We start from the raw sequence: 20850 nt of genomic DNA, 5'->3' as shown, positions 1-20850 counted from the left end.
GGGTCGGGACCAGGGGTCGGCGCTCAGGCGGCGGTGACCGTCCAGATCTGCTCGGGCGAGCCGTCGCAGGGGCGGACAGCGGCGGGCCCGGCGGAGCCTGCGGCGAACAGGCAGCGCGACGAGTCCTTGGAGATGTAGATCATGTAGCCCCCGGCCACCGGCACGAGCGACCAGATCTGGTTCGGGTCGTAGGGCGGCGAGCGCCACAGCTGCACGCGGGAGGTCGTCTCGTCGAGGGTCAGCACCCTGGTGTCCTGGGCGGCGCCGTTGGACAGGAAGCGCCCGCCGCTCTGGGTCGCTCCCAGCGTCCAGACGGCGGCGGGGCTGCCGTCGTCGCGGGCCATGACGACGGGGTTGCCGTCCTGGTTGAGCGCCCCCTGGTCGTACAGCACCGACCCGCCGTTGCTCAGCCTGGCGCGCGACGGCAGCGGGGCGACGGGCTCGGTCGGCGGCTTGAAGGGCGGAGTGGTGTACTTCGGCGGAGCGGTGTAGATCGGCGGGGGAGCCGCCGTGTAGGTCGGGGCGGGCGAGAACGACGGCGGCGGTGTCGTGCGGTAGGCGGGCGGGAGCGTCGGCGGGGGAGCCGCCGTGTAGGCCGGGGCGGGGGCCGGGTCGCCGGGCGACGGCGAGGCCGCCCCGGGCGGCGGCGCGCCGGTCGACGGTCGGCCGGGGGCGTTCGACGCGCCGCCCTGGGCGTCGGGGGTGCCCGGCACCCCGCCCCCGGTACTGCCCCCGGCACCGACCCCGGGTCCGACCACCGGACCCGCGCCCGGGCTCTGGCCCGGGCCCACCGGGACGCCCGGGGCGCCCGGCGCGGTCGGTGCGGGCGACCCGGAGGCCGTGGCGCCGGGCGAGGACGGCGTGCCCGACTCGGGGGCCTGACCGGCCGTGGCGGAGAGCGGGACGGCCAGGCCGGGCACGGGCTTCGGCGCCTCGCCGGCGGCCGACCCGCCGTCGTCGGCGGCGCCGTCCCCGTGGAGGCGCAGCGCGGTGGCCGCGCCGGCGGTGATCACGCAGCAGAGCAGCACCGCCCCCGCCGCGAGCAGGGTCCGTCGACGGCGGCCGCCGAGGGCCGCGCGCCACCGGCCCGGGGGGCGGGGCGTGACCGCGGTCGCCCCGGTGACGACCACCGGGCGCGCCGCGGCCACGATCACCGCACGCCCCCCGGTGCCCGCCGCCGGGCCCTCGACCGGTTCGCCGTCGAGGGCCGCCCGGGTGGCCGCCGCCATGGTGGCGGCGTCCGGCCAGCGCTCGGCCGGGTCCTTCGCCATCGCCCGTTCGACCAGGGCCCGGACCGGGGCCGGGACGTCCGCGGGCAGTGGTGGCGCGGGCTCGGTCAGGTGCTTGAGGATCACCTCCAGCGCGGTCTGCCCGTGGAACGGCAGCCGCCCGGACAGGCACTCGTAGAGGACGACGCCGAGCGCGTACAGGTCGGCCGAGGCGCCGACGGTGCCGGTGGACGCCTGCTCCGGCGCCTGGTACGCGGCGGTGCCCAGCACCATCCCGGGCACGGTGAGGCGGGTGTCGCAGCCGGGCCGGGCGATGCCGAAGTCGGCGATGACCACGTGCTCCTCGCGGACCATCAGGTTGGCCGGCTTGATGTCCCGGTGGACGACGCCGGCGCCGTGCGCCGCGTCGAGCGCCGCCAGCACCTGGAGGGCCATCCCGAGCGTCTCCTCGGTGGTGAGCAGACCTCGCCGTTCCAGGATCTTGCTCAGCGGCTCGCCGTCGATCAGCTCCATGACCAGGTACGCGATCGGGCGGCCGGTGTTCCCCCAGGCCGTGGTCCAGGACTGGCCGCCGTCCGTGCGGCCGGAGCCGAAGTCGTGCACGCCGACGATGCCCGGGTGCCGCAGCCGGGCCATCACCCGGGCCTCCTCGTGGAAGCGCTCCGCGAAGCCGGGTTCGTCCAGCAGCGCGGGTTTCAGGACCTTGACGGCCACCCGGCGGCCGAGCACCTCGTCCTCGGCGAGCCAGACATCGCCCATCGAGCCACCGCCGAGCCACTCGTCCAACCGGTAGCGGTCCCCGAGCGTGGTGCCACGCATGATCCTCCCCGACCCCGTTCGCCGTCGCGCCCGCCGCCACGGGCCCCGGTCGGGCCCTCGGTCGCGTCCACGACCCTCTCACCTGCGAATAAACGCTGACTTGCCGAACGCTACCGGGCCCGCCGGGCCGCCACTCCCCCGGGGCGCGTGCGGCCGACGGCCCCTCGACGCCCGCGTTGACGACCCGTCGACGCCGTGTACACCGCCGCCCGGTGGCATGTGCGGCAGGCCGGTTCCAGGGGGAGCCGCCCGAGAGGAGACCTTCGAGATGATCACCCGTCGTACGGCCGCCGCCGTCGCCCTGTCCGCCGCGACCGTCGTGTCCGGGATGACCTTCGGCGCCGGGACCGCGAACGCGGCCGAGCCGCTGCCGTCCAGCGGCACCGACTACCGGATCTCCAGCCACGCGGGCGGCGCCCTCCAGTGGGACGGCCTGAACAGCGGCTCCAACGTGGTGGTCCGCGACTGGAACGAGTCCTCCGCCCAGCAGGTCTGGTCGGTCAAGGACGAGGGCAACGGCGCCTGGTCGGTCAAGGTGCCCGGCACCAACAACGCGGTCGACCGCGACCGGGGCAAGAACACCGTCGGCGCCTGGAACTACATCGGCGCGGACAACCAGAAGTGGTGGCTGGAGAACACCTCGATGGGCAACGGCCGGGCCTGGCTGCTGCACAGCGTCTCGGACGGCAACCTCTGCCTGGCCCGCGGCGCGGACCTGAACGCCAAGGTCGCCTCCTGCGACGCCGGGGACCCGGCGCAGTCCTGGAACCTCGACCGCGCCACCGGCACCACCCCGCCGAGCGCCGGCCGCCCGACCATCGACCTGGACTACTCGCAGGCCCCGGACCTCCGCCAGTGGCTGGAGCAGCAGAAGCAGACCGTCGCGGACTACTACCCGACGATCTCGAACCTGATCACCAAGGGGGCCTTCGCCGCCCCCACCTACTTCAAGATCATCTTTGACCCGACCCTGAAGCTCAACCCCGCCTACACCACGGTCCGCAACGACGGCGTGAAGGAGATTCACGTCAACATCGACTACACCCGGAGCAACAAGGGCGACACCGGCTTCCTGGTGCACGAGGCCGTGCACGTCGCGGTCTGGGGCAACCCGACCTCCCGCCCGGGCTGGCTGGGCGAGGGCCTGGCGGACTGGGTGCGCGACTACAACTTCCAGCCGGGCACCGGCGCCCAGCACTTCGGCTCGGACATCAGCTACGACAGCGGCTACCAGGCGACCGCCCGGTTCATCGACCACGTCTCGAAGACCTATCGCAAGCCCGACCTGGCGCACCTGCTGAACACCACGAACTACGACGACCGGATCTGGGTCCAGCTCACCGGCAAGAGCGCCCAGCAGCTCTGGAACGAGATGCCCAAGTAAGTCGCGCCCTCCCGACGGCCCGGCACCCGCGTGGTGCCGGGCCGTCGGCGTCGGCGTCGGCGGCCCACGACGCCCGGCACGAGGGCGGCCCGACACCCGGCGGGTGCCCGCACCACGGCCGTCAACGCCTTGCTGATCGATCGTCGACACGCTCCTGGTGTCCTGCCGTCACCCGCAGCCGCAACCGCGCCGCGGTCCACCGACAGCAATCGACAGCAGGAGACCACCGTGTCCCACCCCTCCACCCGGAACCCCCGCGCCCGCGCCCGCACCCGCACCGCGGCGCTGGCGCTCGCCGTCTCCGCGATATCCGTGGGCGGCCTCACGCTGCTCGCCGCGCCGGCGAACGCCGCGACGGCGGACGTGGTCGAGCAGATGATCACGATCCAGGACCACCAGAACCACCACGCACTGGCCAGCTCCGACGGCGAGGCCTCCCGGATCATCGCCCGCAACTACCGGGACGCCTCCACCTCGTTCTGGATCTCCAACAAGCCGGGCGGCCGGGTGGACTTCGCCCGCAACGTCAACGGCACCGAGCGCGTCCTGGAGATGGACACCAACGACGGCCGGTCCACCCAGTTCATCCACTGGTGGGCGGGCGACAACCAGCAGTGGACCCTGGAGTCCGCCGCCGAGGGCGGCACCTACCTCCACAACGCCCGCGACAACCGCTGCCTGACGTACCACGGCCTCGACCGGGAGGTCACCGTCGAGAACTGTGACGGCAGCATGTCCCAGCGGTTCGACCTGATCGGGCCCGGCACGGGCACGGGCAGCTCCGTGGAGCAGCGCTTCCTGGACCGGCTCAACGCCGTGCGCGCCCAGCACGGCAAGCCGGCCGTGCGGCTCAACCAGACGCTCGCCCAGGCCGCCAGGTGCAACGCCGACCAGATGAACCAGCGCCGCGTCTCGGGCCACTTCTGCGACTCGGGGAACATCGCGCGGGGCTTCGGCTACGCCTGGCGGGCGTTCGGTGAGATCGCCTTCTACGGGCCCACCGACATCGACGCCGCCGTCGACGGCTGGATCAGGTCGTCCGGACACCTGAACATCATGCTCGGCGACTACACCGAGGTCGGCCTGGCCCGGACGGGAACGGCCTCCTGGAACGCCGACTTCGGCACCCGCTGACGGCCACGGGGCCGCAGCGGGACAACGGCGGAACGACCGCGCGACCCCGCCGGGACGCGCGGCGGCGGCCGGGACGCCGGGGGCTCTGTGCCCCCGGCGGGCCGGCCGGCCCGCCGCCGTCACGCCCGCCGGCGCGGGCGCGGTCCGGTCAGGACGAGGCCCGCTGCGCTGCCGGCTGCACCGCCACGACCGGTGCGGCGGCGGCGGGCTTCTTGGCCGTGGTGAAGAAGCTGCTGATCAGACCCACGAGCACCACCCCGATGGGGACGGCGAGGGTCGGCCCGGCGGCGTTGACCAGGCCGTGGACGAAGACGTCGTGGGCGGCGCCGCGGAAGGTGTCCACCTGGTCCGCCGTCAGGCCGGAGGGGATCTTCACCCCGCCGTTCTGACCGGGGGTCACGTTCAGGCCCGCCTTGGCGCCGGAGTCGACGAACGCCTGGACGAACTGGTCCCGCACCGGCTGCGGCAGGGCCAGCCCGGGCGCCGTCCGGTTGGCCTCGTCCACCAGGGCGTCCGCGATGCGGCTCTGCAGCACGGCCCCGACCACGGCGGTGCCGACCAGGCCACCGACCTGGCGCGCGGTGTTGAGCATGCCGGACGCGGCGCCCGCCTGCTGGGGCTGGACGGAGCGCATCGCCTCACCGGCCACCGGCGCCATGCTGGTGCCCAGCCCGAGGCCGGCCACGACGGTCGGCACCAGGAAGCCGACCCAGCCGGCGTTGTTGGCGACGGCCACCCAGAGCAGCCCGAGGCCGCCGGTGAACAGGCACAGCCCGATGGTGACGATGTACTTGGGGCCGTAGCGGTCGGCCAGCCCGCCCGAGAAGGGCGCCATCGCAGAGGCCGCGACGGACATCGGGGCCAGGGTGAGACCGACCGAGAGCGCACTCATGCCGGCGCCGGACTGCAGGGCGAGGACGATCGGCAGGTAGAGCGAGAGCATGCCGAAGGCGATGATCCCGTTGATCCAGACCATCAGCGAGTAGTTGCGGGTCCGGAAGAGGGAGAGCGGCACCAGCGGCTCGTCCGGCACCCGCTCCCAGAGCACCAGCGCGATCAGCAGGGCCACGCCGAGCCCGAGCACCTCGGTGATGGTGATCGGCCCCCAGAAGGCGCCCCAGTCGTAGCGCTGCCCCTCCAGCAGCCCGAAGACCAGCAGGAAGAGCCCCGCGGCCGACAGGGCCACGCCGATCAGGTCGAACCGGTGCTTGCGCCCCGGCCGCAGGTCCGGCACGTAGCGGAAGGTCCCGACCAGGGCGAGCACCCCGAGCGGCAGGTTGATGAAGAAGATCCACCGCCAGCTCGCCACCTGGACCATCAGGCCGCCCAGGGTCGGGCCGGCCACCGTGGCCAGGCCGACGATGCTGCCCCAGACCCCCATCGCCCGGCCGCGCCGCTCGGGCGGGAAGACCGTCGCGATGATGGTGAGGGTCTGCGGCGTCAGCAGCGCCGCGCCGACGCCCTGGGCCACCCGGGCCGCGATGAGTTCGGTGCTGGTCTGCGCCAGCCCGCAGGCCGCCGAGGCCAGGGTGAACACCACCAGGCCGGCCGTGAACAGGCTGCGCGGCCCCCACAGGTCGCCGAGCCGTCCGGCCGGGATCAGCAGCGTGGCGTAGGCGAGCAGGTAGGCGTTGACCACCCACACGATCTGGTCGAGCGACGTGTCCAGCCCGCCCGCCAGCGAGGGCAGCGCGACGTTCACGATCGTCGTGTCGAGCATGATCATGAAGAAGCCGAGGCACAGCACCACCAGGACGAGCCACGGATTGCTTCGGTCCCGCTGATCGACCGTCAAGGTCCGCTCCTTAGGAGTCACCGGTCACAACGGGCCTCATCCTGGGGCAGACACTTTCCTTCTGTCAAATACATCATTCACTGAACTGAACTATTCTGTACGATACGCTTTGTCCATGAACTCTGCGGCAGAAACGGCATGGCGCACCCTCCTGACGCTGATGATCGCCGGCGAGGGTCGGGACCGGCTCCACGACGTCTGCGCGAAGTTCGATCTGACCCCCACCGGCCTCAAGGCGCTGCTCCTGCTGTCCGCCGGGCCCCAGACCATGCGCGGGCTCGCGGACACCTTCCGCTGGAACCCCTCGTTCCTCACCGGCGTGATCGACGTGCTGGAGCGGCGCGGGGCGGCCCGGCGCGAACCGCACCCGACCGACCGGCGGGTCAAGACCGTGGCCCTGACCGCCGAGGGGCGCGAGCTGCTCGGCCGGGTGCAGGTGTCGCTGTGGGAGCCGCCGTCCTCCTTCGACGCGCTGACCCAGGACGAGCTGGAGCACCTCTGCGGCTTGCTCGCCAAGGTCGCGGAGCGGGACTCGGAGCTGTCGGCGGTGCTCCGCTCGGCCTGAGCCGGTCCCGCACGCGGTTGGCCCGGTCCCGTGCCCGGTACCCCGTGCCCCGTGCCCCGTGCCCGCGCGGTGCGGCCCGGCGCCGGCTCGGGTGCCGGCGCCGGACCACGACCGGTGTACGCGGTGCTACACGGGCTCGTTGAGCGCGGCCCAGGTCCTCAGCAGGGTGCCCTTGTAGTCGCCCATCGGCTCCCGGCCGAGCTGCCACCGGCAGATCGTGAGGGCCGCCTCCACCACCGTCCGGCAGCGCTCGGCCCGCCGCTCGGTGAACGCCTTGAGCCCGCCCTCCGCCGTCGCCTGCCCGTCCAGGCTCTCGGCGAGCACCACGCCGTCCTCGATCGCAAGCCCGGCTCCGTAACCGATGTGCGGCGGGGTGGCGTGCGCGGCGTCCCCGATCAGCAGCACCCGGCCGACGTGCCACGGTCCGGGCAGCAGCAGCGACATGATCGGCGCGTAGTGGATGGACTCCGGTCCGCCGAGCCGCTCCCTGGCCCAGCCGATGCTTCCGGTGAACCCGGCCAGCTGCTCGGCCAGGAGCTCGGGGAAGCGGTCGCCGGGCAGCCGGACCGCGTCCTCGTCCGGCACCAGGCAGAAGACGTACGCGGTGTCCTCGGAGACCGTCAGGTAGCCGGCGTGGTTGCGCGGGCCGGCGTAGCCCTCCAGCACCGCCTCGCCCCGGCGCGGGATCCGCGCCCGCCAGACCATCTCCCCCGTGTACTCCGGCTGCACCTGCGGCAGGATCAGCGAGCGGACCCTGGACTGCACGCCGTCCGCGCCGACCACCAGCCCGTACTCGGTCACCGTCCCGTCGGACAGCGACGCGACGACGCCGTCGGCGCCCTCGACGAGCGTCGTCACGGTGCGGCCGTGCCGGATCACGGCGCCCAGCGCGACGGCCCGGTCGTAGAGGGCGTCGTGGAGCGCCCGGCGGGCGATGCCGACCGCGGGCGGCAGGCTCGGGCGGGTGACCCTGGGCAGCTCGATGTCCGCCACCAGGGTGCCGTCCGGGGCGTAGGTGCGCGCCGAGCTGATGGGCGCGCCCGTCGCGGCCACCCGGTCGGCCACGCCCAGGCTGTCGAGGGCCCGCAGGGCCGGGCTGCTGAGGAGCAGCTCCGAGCCCGGCACCGAGCGGTCCCTCGTCAACTCGGCCACGTCCACCGCGATGCCGCGCTGCCTCAGCGCCACCGCGGCGGCCAGCCCGGCCGGGCCGGCCCCGACCACCAGGGCGTTCGAGATCACTGCCATGGATCCGTTCCCTTCTCCGTCGCGGAGGCCGGGGCGGACGCCCGGTCCCCGTACCACTGCTGCTGCGACAGCACCCGTGCCGCGCCGGTCATCAGACGCTGCGCCACGGCGTCGACCCGACGGCCGTGCCAGTGCTCCAGCGGGGTGCCGGCCGCCTCGCGGTTGAAGGCGGCGACCGCCGGACCGCTGCGGATCTGGAAGTTGAGCCGCTCGGCCGGGTCGCCCGCGATCGCCCGCCGGAGCGTGTCCGCCAGGTACCAGCGGACCAGCAGGACCGGCCGCTCCCCCGCGTCCCGTTCCGCGCGGGCGATCGCGGCCGCGCCCCAGCGCGCCGGGTCCGACCGGATCTGCGCCCACACGTCGTCGAGGCCCTGGCCGAAGTACTGCTTCTCCAGCACCTCCCGCTCCGCCGGGTCGAGGCCGTCGATCCCCTCGCCGTGCAGGAGCAGCTCGTAGAGCCGGGCGCTGCGGGCCGCGAAGAACCCGCCCCGGCGCAGCACGGTGACCCGGCCGCCCTGGTCCAGCGCCTCCTCGGCGGGGGCGGTGGCGAAGTCCCCGACCTCGGCGGCGGTCAGCAGGTCCTTCACCAGCGCGCTGGTGGCGGCCTCGACGGTCGCCTGGTTGACGGACCTGGTCAGCACGAAGTCCGCGCCCAGGGCGAAGGCCGCCGCCACGGCTTCGGCGGTGCCGAGGCCGCCCGCCGCGCCGAGGCGGACCCGCGGCAGGCCGGGCCGGCCGGCGGCGGTCTCGGCCCGGACGCGGCGCAGCGCGGGCAGCAGGCCGAGCAGTCCCAGGGGCGCCGCCGGCTCCGGGAGCGCGTAGAGGTCGTCCGCCATCGGCAGCCGCGCCGAGAGCCGGGCCTCCTCGTCGGTGATCAGGCCCTGCGCCCGCAGCGCCCGGACCACGGGCTCGGGGGCCGGCGCCATGAACTGCCGCGCGGTGTCGGGGTGGGAGACCGGGACCAGGAGCCGGCGGGCCGGCACCGGGCTGCCGTCCGGCCCCGGGCGCAGGCCGGTCAGCCGCAGCCGGACCAACGCGGGTTCGGGGGTGGTGAACCCGATCGCCTCGACCCCGGGGACGTCGTGGGTCAGGAGCAGCTCGACCCACTCCGCGGTGCGGTCCCGGTCCGGATCGCGGGTGAGCGTGGCTCCCCACGGGGCACCGGCGGGGAGCGCGGCCCGCACCCGGCGGAGGTCCTGCGCCGCCCGGTCGGGCCGGAGCCCGCCGAGGCCGAGGTGGCCCAGCAGCCCGGCCCGGCCCAGGGCGATCACCAGCTCGGGGCCGGTGATGCCCTCGGGGAGCCCGCCCACGGCGTAGGCGAGGCGCACCCCGCGGTCCCGCAGGAAGGCGGGGTCGCCCAGCCGGGCGGCCCCGTCGGCCGGGGCCTCGGCGACCGCGCGGGCCGGCTCGGCAGCCGGAACCGGCGTCGGCAGCGGTACTGGTACCGGTACCGGTACCGGCGCCACCGGTACCGGCGCCACCGGCGCGGGGCCCGGCAGCCGCTGCTCCAGGTGGGCCGCGGTGGTCAGCGGGGTCACCGGGTGCCCGAGCGCGGCGAAGAACTTGGTCAGCGGGGCGCCCGGGCCGATCTCGAAGATCCGGTCCGCCCGCTCGGCCAGCGCCCGCATGTTGTCCGACCAGCGCACGGCCCCCGCCACCTGCCTGCGCAGGTGGTCGACGAGCAGCTCCGGCCGGTGGAAGCCGCCGGTGTAGTTGGAGGTGACCGACGTCGCGCGTTCGGGCCGCAGCCGCACGGCGCACCGCGCGAGCGGCTCGGCGAACCGCTCCTGCGCCCCGCGCATCAGGCTGGAGTGGAACGGCGCGCTGACCCGGAGCCGGACGAACGTGAGGTCCGGCAGGGCCTGCGCCAGCACCGCCCCGGCGCGCTCGACGCTCTCGGCGGTGCCCCCGATCACCACCTGGTGCGGGGAGTTGTGGTTCACCACCTCCGCGCCCGCCTCCCGGACCAGGCCGGGCGCCGGGCCGTCCTCGATGCCGGTCAGGATCAGCGCCGCCATGGCGCCGGTCCCGGGCGGCACGGCCTGCTGCATCAGGGCGCCCCGGGTGCGGACCAGGGACACCGCGTCCGCGAAGGGGAGGACCCCGGCCGCCACCAGCGCGGTGTACTCGCCGAGGCTGTGGCCGCCGAAGAGGCCGGGCGCGAAGCCGAACTCCCCGGCCGCGACCCGGTAGGCAGCCGTCTCCACGGTCAGGATGCAGGGCTGGGTGAACTCCGTGAGGTGGAGCCGCTCGTCCTTCTCGAAGCAGATCCGGGCGAGGTCCTCCCCCACCGCGTCCGAGGCCTCCTCGAAGGTGCGCCGGGCCACCTCCCAGCGCCGGTGGAGGTCGGCGCCCATGCCGGCGCGCTGCGCGCCCTGGCCGGGGAAGACCACGGCGTCCACGGTCATCGGGCCACCTCGCTCCCGGCCGCCGTGCCGCCGGCGGCGCGGGCCGGCCGGTCCGGCGCCCGGAGGTACCCGACCTCGATGCAGTGCCGCAGGTAGACCGGCATCAGTTCGGCGATGGGCGGGCAGTCGATGCCGGCCTCGGCCAGGATGGCGCGGGTGTAGGCGCAGTCCGGGTGGGTGCTGAGCTCGTAGTGCTCCTTGCCCCAGACCTCCATCGCGTACTGGATCATCTCCAGCGTCTGGCTCCGGTACGGCTCGTCCGTCCCCCGGTGGCGGAACGCCCGCTCCCTCGCCATCCGGCCGAACTCGTCGATCGAGGCGAAGCGGATGTCGTAGCCGAAGTCCCGGATGTAGTCCTGGGCCTCGAACAGGCTGCGGTGATCGGGGTTGGTCAGGTGGTAGGTCTCGCCGTAGCTGGGCCGCTTCAGCGCGAGGTGGAGCATGCCGGCGCTGACGTAGTCGACCGGGGTGATGTCCCAGTTGATCGGGGTGAGCAGGCCGGTGCCGCTCTCGATGAAGGTCTTGAAGAAGTCGTAGAACGCCCCCTTCACGCTGACCTCGGCGAAGGGGTAGCGGCCGGTTCCGCTCTCGCCCATGATGTCGCCGGGCCGGAAGATGTTCCACACCAGCCCCCGCTCGGAGGCGGCGCGCACCAGCTTCTCGGAGTGGTACTTGGTCTCCTGGTAGGGCAAGTGGTCGTACTCCTGGCCGAGTTCGAGGTCGTGCTCGGTGTAGGGCACGTTATCGCCCAGCAGGTAGTCGCCAAGGGCCGCGAAGCTGGACACGTAGACCAGGTACTTGTGCCGGCTCGCCAGGGCGAAGTCGATGGCCCGGGCGGTGCCGTCGACGTTGACCGGGGCCAGCGACTCGTAGAAGGTCACCAGCGCGGTCACGGCCGCGTTGTGGATCGTGACGTCGGTCTCCGCGGCCAGCCTGGACCAGGTGGCCTCGTCGAGGCCGAACCGGTCCTCGCCCACGTCTCCCAGCACCGGCGTCACACGGCGGTCGAACTCCTCGGCGAGCCGGCCCTCCGGGTCGTACACCTCGACGAAGTGGCGCAGGCGCTTGGCCGCCTGGGCGGTGTCCCCGCCGCGGACCAGGCAGGTGATCCGCGCCCCGGTGGTCTTCAGCAGGTCGTGCAGCAGCTTGCCGCCGAGGACGCCGGTCGCGCCGGTGATGAACACCGACTCGGCGGGGAAGGGCTCGTCGCGGGTGAACTTGTGCGGGGCGCGGGCCGGTTCGGTGAGCACCCGGTTCAGCGTCACCGAGGACGAGGCCGAGGTGAGCGTGGGCAGGGCCGCGTCGGCCGACGCGGCGGCCGGGTCCGTCGAGGTGATCAGCCCGCTCTCCAGCAGGTGCCGGGAGAAGTCGCGGATCGTGTTGTAGTCGTCGACGGCGGTGGCCGGGATGCGCACGCCGTACTGCTTCATCAGCCGGTTGAGCATCCGCACGGTGGTCACCGAGTCGAATCCGAAGTCCAGGAAGTCGGCTTCGACGTCGAGCTCCTCGACCGGCAGCTTGGTGAGGTCGGCGAAGATCCGCTGCACCGCCTCCTCCAGCTCGGCGGCGCGCGCCTCGTCGGTGCCGCTCACCGCGGGGACGGCGGGCGCCGGAGCCGCCAGGGCCGCCGGGACCGCCAGGACCTCGACCGGCCTCGACGCGGCCGCGACCGGCGCCGGTACGGCCGGCTGCGGCCGGCGGTACTCCTCGGGGACGATCCAGTGCCGGTCGCGGGAGAAGGGGTAGCCCGGCAGGCTGACGACCTGCCCGCGCCGCGTACCGCGCAGCGCCTCCCAGTCGACGAGCCAGCCGCCCGCCCACAGCTCGGCGACCCGGCCCAGGTCGCCGCGCCGGTGGAGCAGGTCCAGGTACTCGCGGTCGGACTCCGACTCACCGCCCGCGACCTCGTGGGTCCGGACGGTACCGCCGACCAGGCCGGCGCCGCCGTTCCCGGCGAGGAAGTCCTCCAGCCGGCGGGCGAGTTCGTCGGTGGAGGACGCCACGACCGCCAGCCGGTGCTCGAACACCTCGCGCCCGACCTGGAGGGTCCACGCCACGTCGGACAGCGGGACGCCCGCACCGCGCTCCGAGCGCAGGAATCCGAGCAGCCGCCGTGCCTGCTCCTCCAGCCGGTCGGCACGCCGCGCCGACAGCAGGACCAGTTCCGGCCCGGCCGGGCCGCGCTCCGCGCCGGCCCGGGGGGCGTCCTCCTCCTCCACGATCACATGGGCGTTCGAGCCGCCCGCGCCGAAGGAGCTCACCGCCGCCAGCCGGGGCGGTGCACCGGCGGGCCGCACCCAGGGCATGGCCTCGCGGGCCACCCGGAACGGGCTGTTCTCGAAGTCGATGTTGGGGTTGGGCGGGTCCGAGTGCGGGGACGGCGCGATCGTCCCGTGCTGCAGCTGCAGCAGGGTCTTGACCAGCCCGGCCGCCCCGGCGGCGGCCTCCAGGTGGCCGACGCTGCCCTTGGCCGAACCGATCGTGCAGTACCCGCGGTCCGGTGTGAACCGCCGGTACGCCTTGGTCAGACCGGTGATCTCGATCGGGTCGCCGAGCGAGGTGCCGGTGCCGTGGGCCTCGACGTAGCTCAGCCGGCGGGCGTCGACTCCGGCGCTGTCCAGCGCCTCGAGGATCAGCTCGGCCTGGGCGTTCGGATTGGGCACGCTGAAGCCGTTGGTGCGGCCGTCGTGGTTGATCTCGCTGGAGCGGATCACCCCGTAGATCCGGTCGCCGTCCGCCCGGGCGTCGGCCAGCGGCTTGAGCACCAGCGCCACCACGCCCTCGCCCGGGACGTAGCCGTCCCCGCCCGCGCCGAAGGTGCGGCAGCGGCCGTCGGTCGAGGCCCAGCGCCCCGAGCCGAGCATCAGGAACTTGCCCGGGTGGATGGAGATGTTGACGCCGCCGGCGATGGCGTAGCCGCACTCGCCGTTGCGCAGGCTCTGGCAGGCGAGGTGGATGGCCGTCAGCGAGGCGGAGCAGGCCGTGTCGACCGCGAAGCTCGGGCCGTTGAACCCCAGGTGGTAGGAGACCCGGTTCGCCACGGCCCAGTACGGTGCGATCGGCACGTCCACCAGGAGTTGGTACTCCGCGTAGTTGACCCCGGCGAAGACGCCGACGTCCTTGGTCCGGCGGCGCCGGGCACCGGCCCGGGCCCGCTCGGGGGTGTAGCCGCCGTCCTCCAGGGCGGCCCAGGCCGCCTCCAGGAACAGCCGCTGCTGCGGGTCCATGCCCTCCGCCTCGACCGGCGGGATGTTGAAGAACCGGGCGTCGAACTTGTCGACGTCGTCGATGAATCCGCCCCACTTGGCGTAGGTGGTGCCGGGGAGGTCGGGGTCGTCGCTGAGGTAGGCGCTGTGGTCCCAGCGATCGGCGGGGACCTCGACGATGCAGTCACGGCCCGCGACCAGGTTGGCCCAGAACTCGTCGTTGTCGTTGGCCATCGGGTACCGGCCGGACATGCCGATGACGGCGATGTCCCGGTCCCTCGCGCGCTCGGCGGGCGGGACGGACCCGGCCGCCGCGGGCCGGGCGACCGTCGAGGGCCGCGCGACGACGGCGGGTACCGCTTCGGGGGCGGCCGGCGACTCGGGGGCGGGCCGCGGCTCGGGAGCGGGCACCGGCTCGGGAGCGGGCAGCGGCTCGGCGGCCAGCGCGGCAAGCTGCTCGGCACGTTCGCCGGCCAGGAAGCCGGCCAGTTCACGGATCGTCCGGTACTCGAAGAAGACGGTGGCCGGCAGCGTTCCGAAGTCCTCCTCCAGCCGGGAGTTGAGCCTGGCGATCAGCACCGAGTCGATGCCGAAGTCCTGGAAGGGCGCCCGGGTGCGGACCCGGTCGGCGGGCAGCCGGGCCTCCTGGACGAACAGCCCGATCAGGTACTCCTCGGCCCGCTGCCGCAGGTCGCCGATCGGCTCCGGGACGGGCGCGGGCGCGAGGACGGGCGCGGGCTCGGCCTCGGGCGCGAGGACGGGCTCGGCGACCGGCGCGGGCTCGGGAGTCGGCGCGGAGACCGGAGCCGCCTCGGCGGCCAGCCGGGCGAGCGACGCGACGGAGGTGCGGACGCCGAAGGCGTCGGTCGAGAGGTCGATGCCGAGGGAGCGGTTGACGGCCGCGACCGCGCGGTCCCTGGCGACCCGGTCCAGGCCGAGGGCCAGCGGGTCGAGCGCCGGGTCGACGTCCGGACCGGACACCCCGAGCTGCTCGGCCACCGCGCCGCGCACCGCCTCGCGGGCCTGCTCGCGCACCACCTCGCGGAGGCGGTCCGCGGCGCCCTCCCGGGCCGCCGTCGGCCCCGCCGGAGCCGGCTCGGCCGGCTCGACCTCGGGCAGCCAGTGGCGGTCACGGGCGAACGCGTAGCCGGGCAGGTTGATCCGTCGGACCGCGCCGCCCTCGTACAGCCCCGAGAAGTCCACCGCGGCGCCGGAGGTCCAGGCCGTGGCCAGCCCCTCCAGGTCCGATCCCGGCTCGGCCCGCAGCGGTGCGGCCGGCCGCGCGTCGGGGTCGGCCTGCCCCCGGTACAGGGCGGGCACCGGACCGCCCGCAGCGATCGCGCCGAGCCGCTCGGCGAGTTCCGCGGGCGAGCCGACGGTGAACGCGAGCCGGTGCTCGAAGGCGGTGCGTCCGAGCTGGAGCGTGGCCGCGACGTCGTGCGGGCTCGTCCCGGGCCGCGCCGCCAGGAAGGCGGCCAGCTCGGAGGCCTGGCGGCGCAGGCTGTCCTCCGTGCGGGCGGACAGGACGATCAGCGCCCGCGGCGAACGGGTGCGGGTCCCGGGCCGGGTGTCCGGGTGCTCCTCGACCACCAGGTGGGCGTTGGTACCGCTGAACCCGAAGGAGCTGAGCGCCGCCCGGCGCCCGGCGCCCCGCCACTCGCGCAGCTCGGTGTTGACGAAGAACGGGGTGTCCGCGAGACCGATCAGCGGGTTGGGCGCGTCGAAGTGCAGCGACGGCGGGATGCTCCGCTCCCCCAGCGCCAGCAGCACCTTGAACAGCCCCGCCATCCCGGCGGCGTGCGAGGTGTGGCCGAGGTTGCTCTTCACCGAGCCGATCGCGACCCTGCCGTTCGGGACGCCGTGGTGCCGGAACGCGGCGGTGAGCGCCTCGATCTCGATCGGGTCGCCCAGCTTGGTGCCGGTCCCGTGGGTCTCGACGTAGCCGATGGTGGCCGGGTCGATGCCGGCCGACGCGTAGACCTCCAGCTCCAGTTCGGTCTGCGAGCGGGCGCTGGGCGCGGTGATGCCGTTGGTGCGCCCGTCCTGGTTGACCCCGATGGCCTTGATCACACCGTGGATCGGGTCCCCGTCGGCCAGCGCGCGGTCCAGCGGCTTGAGCACCACGGCGCCGACGCCCTCGGCGATCACGAAGCCGTCCGCGTCCCGGTCGAAGGCGCGGCACTGCCCCTGCGGCGAGAGCATGCCGAGCGAGGAGGCCAGCCGGTGGTACTCGGGGGTGACGAAGACGGCCACGCCACCGGCCACCGCCAGCTCGCACTCACCGGCCGCGAGGCTGCGGCAGGCCTGCTGCAGTGCGACCAGGGCCGACGAGCAGGCGGTGTCGATGCCGACGCTCGGGCCGGTCAGGTCGAGGTGGTAGGCGACCCGGGCCGGCAGGATGGCCGGGCTGTTGCCGGTGAAGACGTGGTGCGAGCCCGCCTGCCCGCGCTCGCGGATCAGGTTGAGGTAGTCGGACCACGGCGCCCCGACGAAGACGCCGGTCCGGGAGCGGCGCAGCGTCGCGGCGTCGATGCCGGCGTCCTCCACCGCCTTCCAGCTCTCCTCCAGGAACAGCCGGTGCTGCGGGTCCATGAAGTCCGCCTCGGCCGGGACGATGTTGAAGAACAGCGGGTCGAAGCGGTCCACGCCGTCGAGGTAGCCGCCCCAGCGGGAGTACGTCCGGTCGGGCGCGGGCGGCCAGGGCTGGTAGTGCCGCCCGACGTCCCAGCGCTCCGCGGGCACCTCGCCCACGGCGTTGCGGCCGGCCGCCAGGTTGCGCCACAGCGCGCGGTAGTCGTCGGCGCCGGGGAAGCGCCCGGACATGCCGATCACGGCGATGTCGACCGGCCGTCCCCGCTGCGCCGTCGGCGCGGCGGCGGGCCGCCCGGCGGGGTCCGGCCCGGCCTGCGCGCCGGTCTGCGCATCGGTCCGTGCATCGGTCTGGGCGCCTGCCTCCGGAGTGGCCGCCGGGGTGCTTTCCGGTGCGGCCGCCACCACCGGCGACGGCGTGGTCGGGCGGGCACCGAGGGAGATCAGATGCTCCGTCAGCCCCCGTACGGAGGGGTGGTCGAACAGCACCGTCGGCCGCAGGTCGGTCCCGAACAGCCGGTTGACCTGGTCGGTCATCCGCACGGCCAGGATCGAGTCGACGCCGTACTCGGCGAAGGACGCCGTCGCCCGGATCTCCTGCGGCAGTGCGCCGAGGCCGTCCGCGACGATCTCCAGCACCTGCCGTTCGAGCGCCGTCGCATCCGCCTCGGCCGTCGGGGCGGGCGCTGCCGCGACGGCGGCGGTGGTGCCCGGCGCGGCCGCTGCGGGCACGGCCCGCGGACGCCCCGCGGGCGCCGGCTCGGCGACGATCACCCGGTGGCGCGGCGCCGGGTCCGCGGTCAGACCGGGGCCGTGGGCGCGCACGCCCGTGAAGCCCGCCCGTTCGAGCTGCGTCCGCCAGCCCTCGGCGGAGAGCAGCGGGGCGTTGGGGAGGCGGCGCTCCGGGTCCTGGTACCGGTGCCAGCCGTCGAGCAGACCGAGCGTCAGGTCCAGCACCGCCTGGAGCTCCGTCGCCTCGCTCAGCACCAGGCGCCCGGTCGGGGCCAGCAGCAGCCGGATCCGCTCCAGGGCCGCGGCGACGTCGCTCACGGTGTGCACGGCGTTCGCGGCGAGGACGATGTCCAGGCTCCCCGCCTCGTACCCCTGCGCGACCGGGTCGCGCTCCAGGTCGAAGGGCCGGAACGAGACGAACGGGAACTCCCGGGCGAGGGCCCGGCGCCCGTGGGCCAGGAAACTGCCGCCGACGTCGGTGTAGTGGAACTCCACCCGACGGCCGTTGCGGGCCAGCCGCTCCAGCACGACGCGGGAGGTGCCGCCGGTGCCGGCGCCGATCTCCAGCACGCGCACCGGCCGGTCCCGGCCGTGCTCCAGCCGCGCCACCGACGCGTCGACGCAGCGGGCGAGCAGGTCGCTGTAGAAGTCGTAGGCGCGGTTCCCGTGGTAGATGCCCGCCATCAACTCCATGCTCGCGCCGGGGAACAGCACCTCGGCCGCGGAGCGCTCGCCCCGCAGCACCCGGGGGTAGGCGTCCAGGCAGACGTCGACCAGCCGGACGAAGGGCGTGGCCTGGGGAAAGCGCTCCAGCAGCCGGGAGCGCAGCTCGCCGGGGGTCTGTGCCTCCTCCTCGACGACCCGGAGCACACCCGACTCCGAGCGGATGCCGCCGTGGCGCTCGACGGCGGCGAACGCCGCGCGGACGAACCGCGCGAAGCCGGGCAGCACGCCCATCCGGGCGATCAGCTCCGGCTCGGACCCGCCGGCGGCCGGCAGCCCCATGTCGCGGAACCGGTGCAGCGCCCCGACCGCCGCGAAGCGGTCGAGGTCCGGGTAGAAGTCCTCCAGTTCGTCGGCGACCGGCGTCGGCGCCGGATCGAAGTCGGCCCGGGCCGTGCCGGGTGACGGGGGCGGGGTCTCGTGCACGGGAGGCTCCTCGATCCAGAATCGCTTGCGTTCGAACGGGTATCCCGGCAGCGGCACGCGCCGCTCGGGCCCGCCGTTGACCTCGGTCCAGTCGGGCGTGGCGCCGGCGACCCAGAGCTCGGCCGCACCGTGCAGGTCACCGGCGCGGTAGCGCTCGGTCAGTGCTCCGGCGTCCCGCGCCGGACCGGCCGTCCCGGTCAGCACCCGCGCGCCGGCGCTCCCGCCGGCCAGGTAGGCGTCGAGCTGCTCGACCGCCTCGGCCGCGCTCGCCGCGACCAGGGCCAGCCGGGCCTCGAAGGGCTGGCGGCCCGCCTGGAGCGTCCGCGCCGTGTGCCGGAAGCGCCCCGGCCGGTCCGCCCTCAGGTGCTCGGCGATCCGGTTCGCGTACGCCCGCAGCCGCTCGGGGGTTCGGGCGGACAGCGGCAGCAGCTCCGGCCCGTCGGCGGCGGTCGGGGGCTCCTGCTCGACGTGCTCCTGGAGCACCACGTGCGCGTTGGAGCCGCCGGCGCCGAAGGAGCTCACGCCGGCCCGGCGCGGCAGCTCGCCCGCCGGGCCGCCGGGCCGGGGCCACGGCTCCGTCTCCTGCGGCACCCGGAACGGGGAGGCGGCGAAGTCGATCTCGGGGTTGAGCTCGGTCGAGTGCAGTGACCGGGGGATGGCGCCGTGGCGCAGTTGCAGGAGCACCTTGCTGACGGCCGCCACGCCCGCCGCCGCCTCCAGGTGGCCCACGTTGGACTTCACCGAACCCAGCGCGCACGGCTCGGTGCGGCCCGCGAACGCCTGGTGCAGCCCGACCAGTTCCACCGGGTCGCCGAGCGCGGTGCCGGTTCCGTGCCCCTCGACGTAGCCGATGGAGTCCGGGTCGACGCCCGCCTGCTCCAGGGCCCGCCCGATCGCGTCGGCCTGGGCGTTGGGGTTGGGGACGGTGAAGCCGGCGGCCCGTCCGCCGTGGCTCACCGCCGTCCCGAGGATCACCCCGTGGACGGTGTCGCCGTCGGCGAGCGCCTGCTCCCTGGGCTTGAGGAAGAGCGCGCCCACCCCCTCCCCCGGGACGTAGCCGTCGCCGCCGGCCCCGAACGAGCGGCACCGGCCGTCGCTGGAGGCCATGTTCAGGTAGTTGAGCAGCAGGAACTTGTCCGGGTGCAGGATGAGGTTGACGCCGCCGACGAGCGCCGCGTCGCACTCCCCCTCGGCAAGGCTGCGGCAGGCCAGGTGGAGTGCGGTGAGCGAGGCGGAGCAGGCGGTGTCCACCGTCATGCTCGGCCCGGTGAAGCCGAAGTAGTAGGAGACCCGGTTGGCGATGAACGCGGGCACCGAGGCGACGGTGACGGCCTCGCCCCGGCGGGCGGCCTCCGCACCGAGGAGGCGGTAGTCGGCCCAGGTGCTGCCGGCGAAGACACCCACCCGGTCGTGCGGTGCGGCGAAGTCGGCGGGCTGGTACCCGGCGTGCTCGACGGCCGCGTACGCGGTCTGCAGGAAGAGCCGCTCCTGCGGGTCCAGCACCGGCGCCAGGCTGGGCGGGATCCGGAAGAACATCGGGTCGAAGGCGTCGACCTCGTCCAGGAAGGCGCCGAAGCGGCCCGTCGGCCGGCCGCCGTCCGGGTACTCCCCCGGCCGCCAGCGCTCGGCGGGGACCTCGGTCACCGCGTCGCGGCCCTCCCGGAGGTTGGTCCAGAAGGTGTCGAGGTCGGCCGCGCCCGGGTAGCGGCCGCTCATGCCGACCACCGCGATCTCCAGCGGGCGGGCCGGACGGCGGCGGGCGGGCGGCTGCGCCACCACGGCGGGTTCGCGCTCGACGGCCAGCCCCTCCAGGGCCACCACCGGCCTGCCCTCGCCGTCGTGGAGCACCACGTCCACGGCCGCGCCGTCGGCCGCGGGCCGGGCCGCCAGCAGCACCGTCGTGCCGCAGCCGCGCCGGGCACGCACCCGGCGGACCGTCAGGCGGGCCCCGGCCGCGGGGTGGCCGAGCCGGCCGGTGGCGATCACCGTGGCGGCGACCAGGAAGGCCGGGTGGACCAGGAAGTCCTCGGCGTCGGCGCGTGCCTCGGCGGCGAGCGTGAGCTCGGCGACCACACCGTCCGCCAGCCGGGCCGCGACCCCCTGCGCGCGCAGCGAACCGGTGTACTCGGCGCCGGCCCGGTCCGCGGCCTCGTAGTCGGCGTCGACCGCCGTCGCGGACTCGCCGCCCAGGGCCCGGCGGACCGCGGCGAGGTCCAGCGGCTCCGGTTCGGTGCCCCCCTCACCCGGTACGAGGGTGCAGCGGACGACGGGTCGCCCGGCGCGGTCGGCGCCGCCGGTCGCGACCGCCGACAGCACGGCGCCCCGCGGCCCCGCCCCGGTGCGGAAGTCCAGCCGGCGCTCCGCACCGTCCGGGAGGGCGAGGGAGGGTTCGAGGGTCACCTCGCGCAGCTCCAGCCGGTCCGGTGCGATGCCGCGCAGTTCGGCGGCCCGGAGGACCGCGTCCAGGGCGCTCACCGCGGGCATGGCCGGCACGCCGTGCAGGCGGTGGTCCCGGACGAGGGCGTCGTCCGGGCCTATCCGGGTCCGGAAGTTCCCGAGTTCCACAGGATCGTGCTCCCTTGGATCGTGGCGGGC

8 protein-coding genes are annotated in these 20850 nt (G+C 74.9%); 3 read left to right on the top strand and 5 right to left on the bottom strand.

The genetic code is table 11. The features are described from left to right. Window positions 1–23 precede the first annotated feature (23 nt). The gene (locus ACWDRR_RS23085; RefSeq protein ID WP_449774079.1) at window positions 24–2048 is read right to left on the bottom strand and encodes a protein kinase domain-containing protein; all 2025 of its coding nucleotides are present in this window, start codon (window positions 2046–2048) and stop codon (window positions 24–26) included. Window positions 2049–2316: 268 nt separating this feature from the next. Here ACWDRR_RS23085 and ACWDRR_RS23080 point away from each other — a divergent pair, with 268 nt between their 5' ends. Then, window positions 2317–3432 (top strand): basic secretory protein-like protein, encoded by a 1116-nt coding sequence (locus ACWDRR_RS23080; protein ID WP_449774078.1) that lies wholly within the window; start codon window positions 2317–2319, stop codon window positions 3430–3432. Between the two features lie 228 nt (window positions 3433–3660). Then, a complete protein-coding gene (locus tag ACWDRR_RS23075; protein WP_449774077.1) occupies window positions 3661–4566 on the top strand; it encodes a CAP domain-containing protein in 906 nt (301 codons plus the stop codon). Window positions 4567–4714: 148 nt separating this feature from the next. Here ACWDRR_RS23075 and ACWDRR_RS23070 read toward each other — a convergent pair whose 3' ends face one another. Then, the gene (locus ACWDRR_RS23070; RefSeq protein WP_449774076.1) at window positions 4715–6361 is read right to left on the bottom strand and encodes a DHA2 family efflux MFS transporter permease subunit; all 1647 of its coding nucleotides are present in this window, start codon (window positions 6359–6361) and stop codon (window positions 4715–4717) included. A 115-nt stretch (window positions 6362–6476) separates the two neighbouring features. On the opposite strand from ACWDRR_RS23070, the gene ACWDRR_RS23065 reads away from it, so the two are divergent. Then, a complete protein-coding gene (locus tag ACWDRR_RS23065) occupies window positions 6477–6926 on the top strand; it encodes a MarR family winged helix-turn-helix transcriptional regulator (RefSeq protein ID WP_449774075.1) in 450 nt (149 codons plus the stop codon). 126 nt (window positions 6927–7052) lie between these two features. Here ACWDRR_RS23065 and ACWDRR_RS23060 read toward each other — a convergent pair whose 3' ends face one another. Genes ACWDRR_RS23060 through ACWDRR_RS23050 form a run of 3 tightly spaced genes read right to left on the bottom strand, consistent with a single transcriptional unit; the run spans window position 7053 to window position 20820 of the window. Continuing rightward, complete coding sequence (locus tag ACWDRR_RS23060) at window positions 7053–8171, bottom strand: FAD-dependent monooxygenase (protein ID WP_449774074.1); 1119 nt, start codon at window positions 8169–8171, stop codon at window positions 7053–7055. Continuing rightward, window positions 8162–10579 carry an acyltransferase domain-containing protein gene (locus ACWDRR_RS23055; protein ID WP_449774073.1) on the bottom strand — a complete coding sequence of 806 codons (2418 nt, stop codon included), beginning with the start codon at window positions 10577–10579 and terminating at the stop codon, window positions 8162–8164. Before ACWDRR_RS23055 ends, ACWDRR_RS23060 begins: the two co-directional genes overlap by 10 nt. Then, window positions 10576–20820 carry a thioester reductase domain-containing protein gene (locus tag ACWDRR_RS23050; RefSeq protein WP_449774072.1) on the bottom strand — a complete coding sequence of 3415 codons (10245 nt, stop codon included), beginning with the start codon at window positions 20818–20820 and terminating at the stop codon, window positions 10576–10578. Before ACWDRR_RS23050 ends, ACWDRR_RS23055 begins: the two co-directional genes overlap by 4 nt. Window positions 20821–20850: the final 30 nt, after the last annotated feature.

The organism is Kitasatospora sp. NPDC003701 (assembly GCF_053587085.1).
The sequence above is the reverse complement of the archived record's forward strand: the minus strand, read 5'-3'. Positions and strand labels throughout refer to the sequence as shown.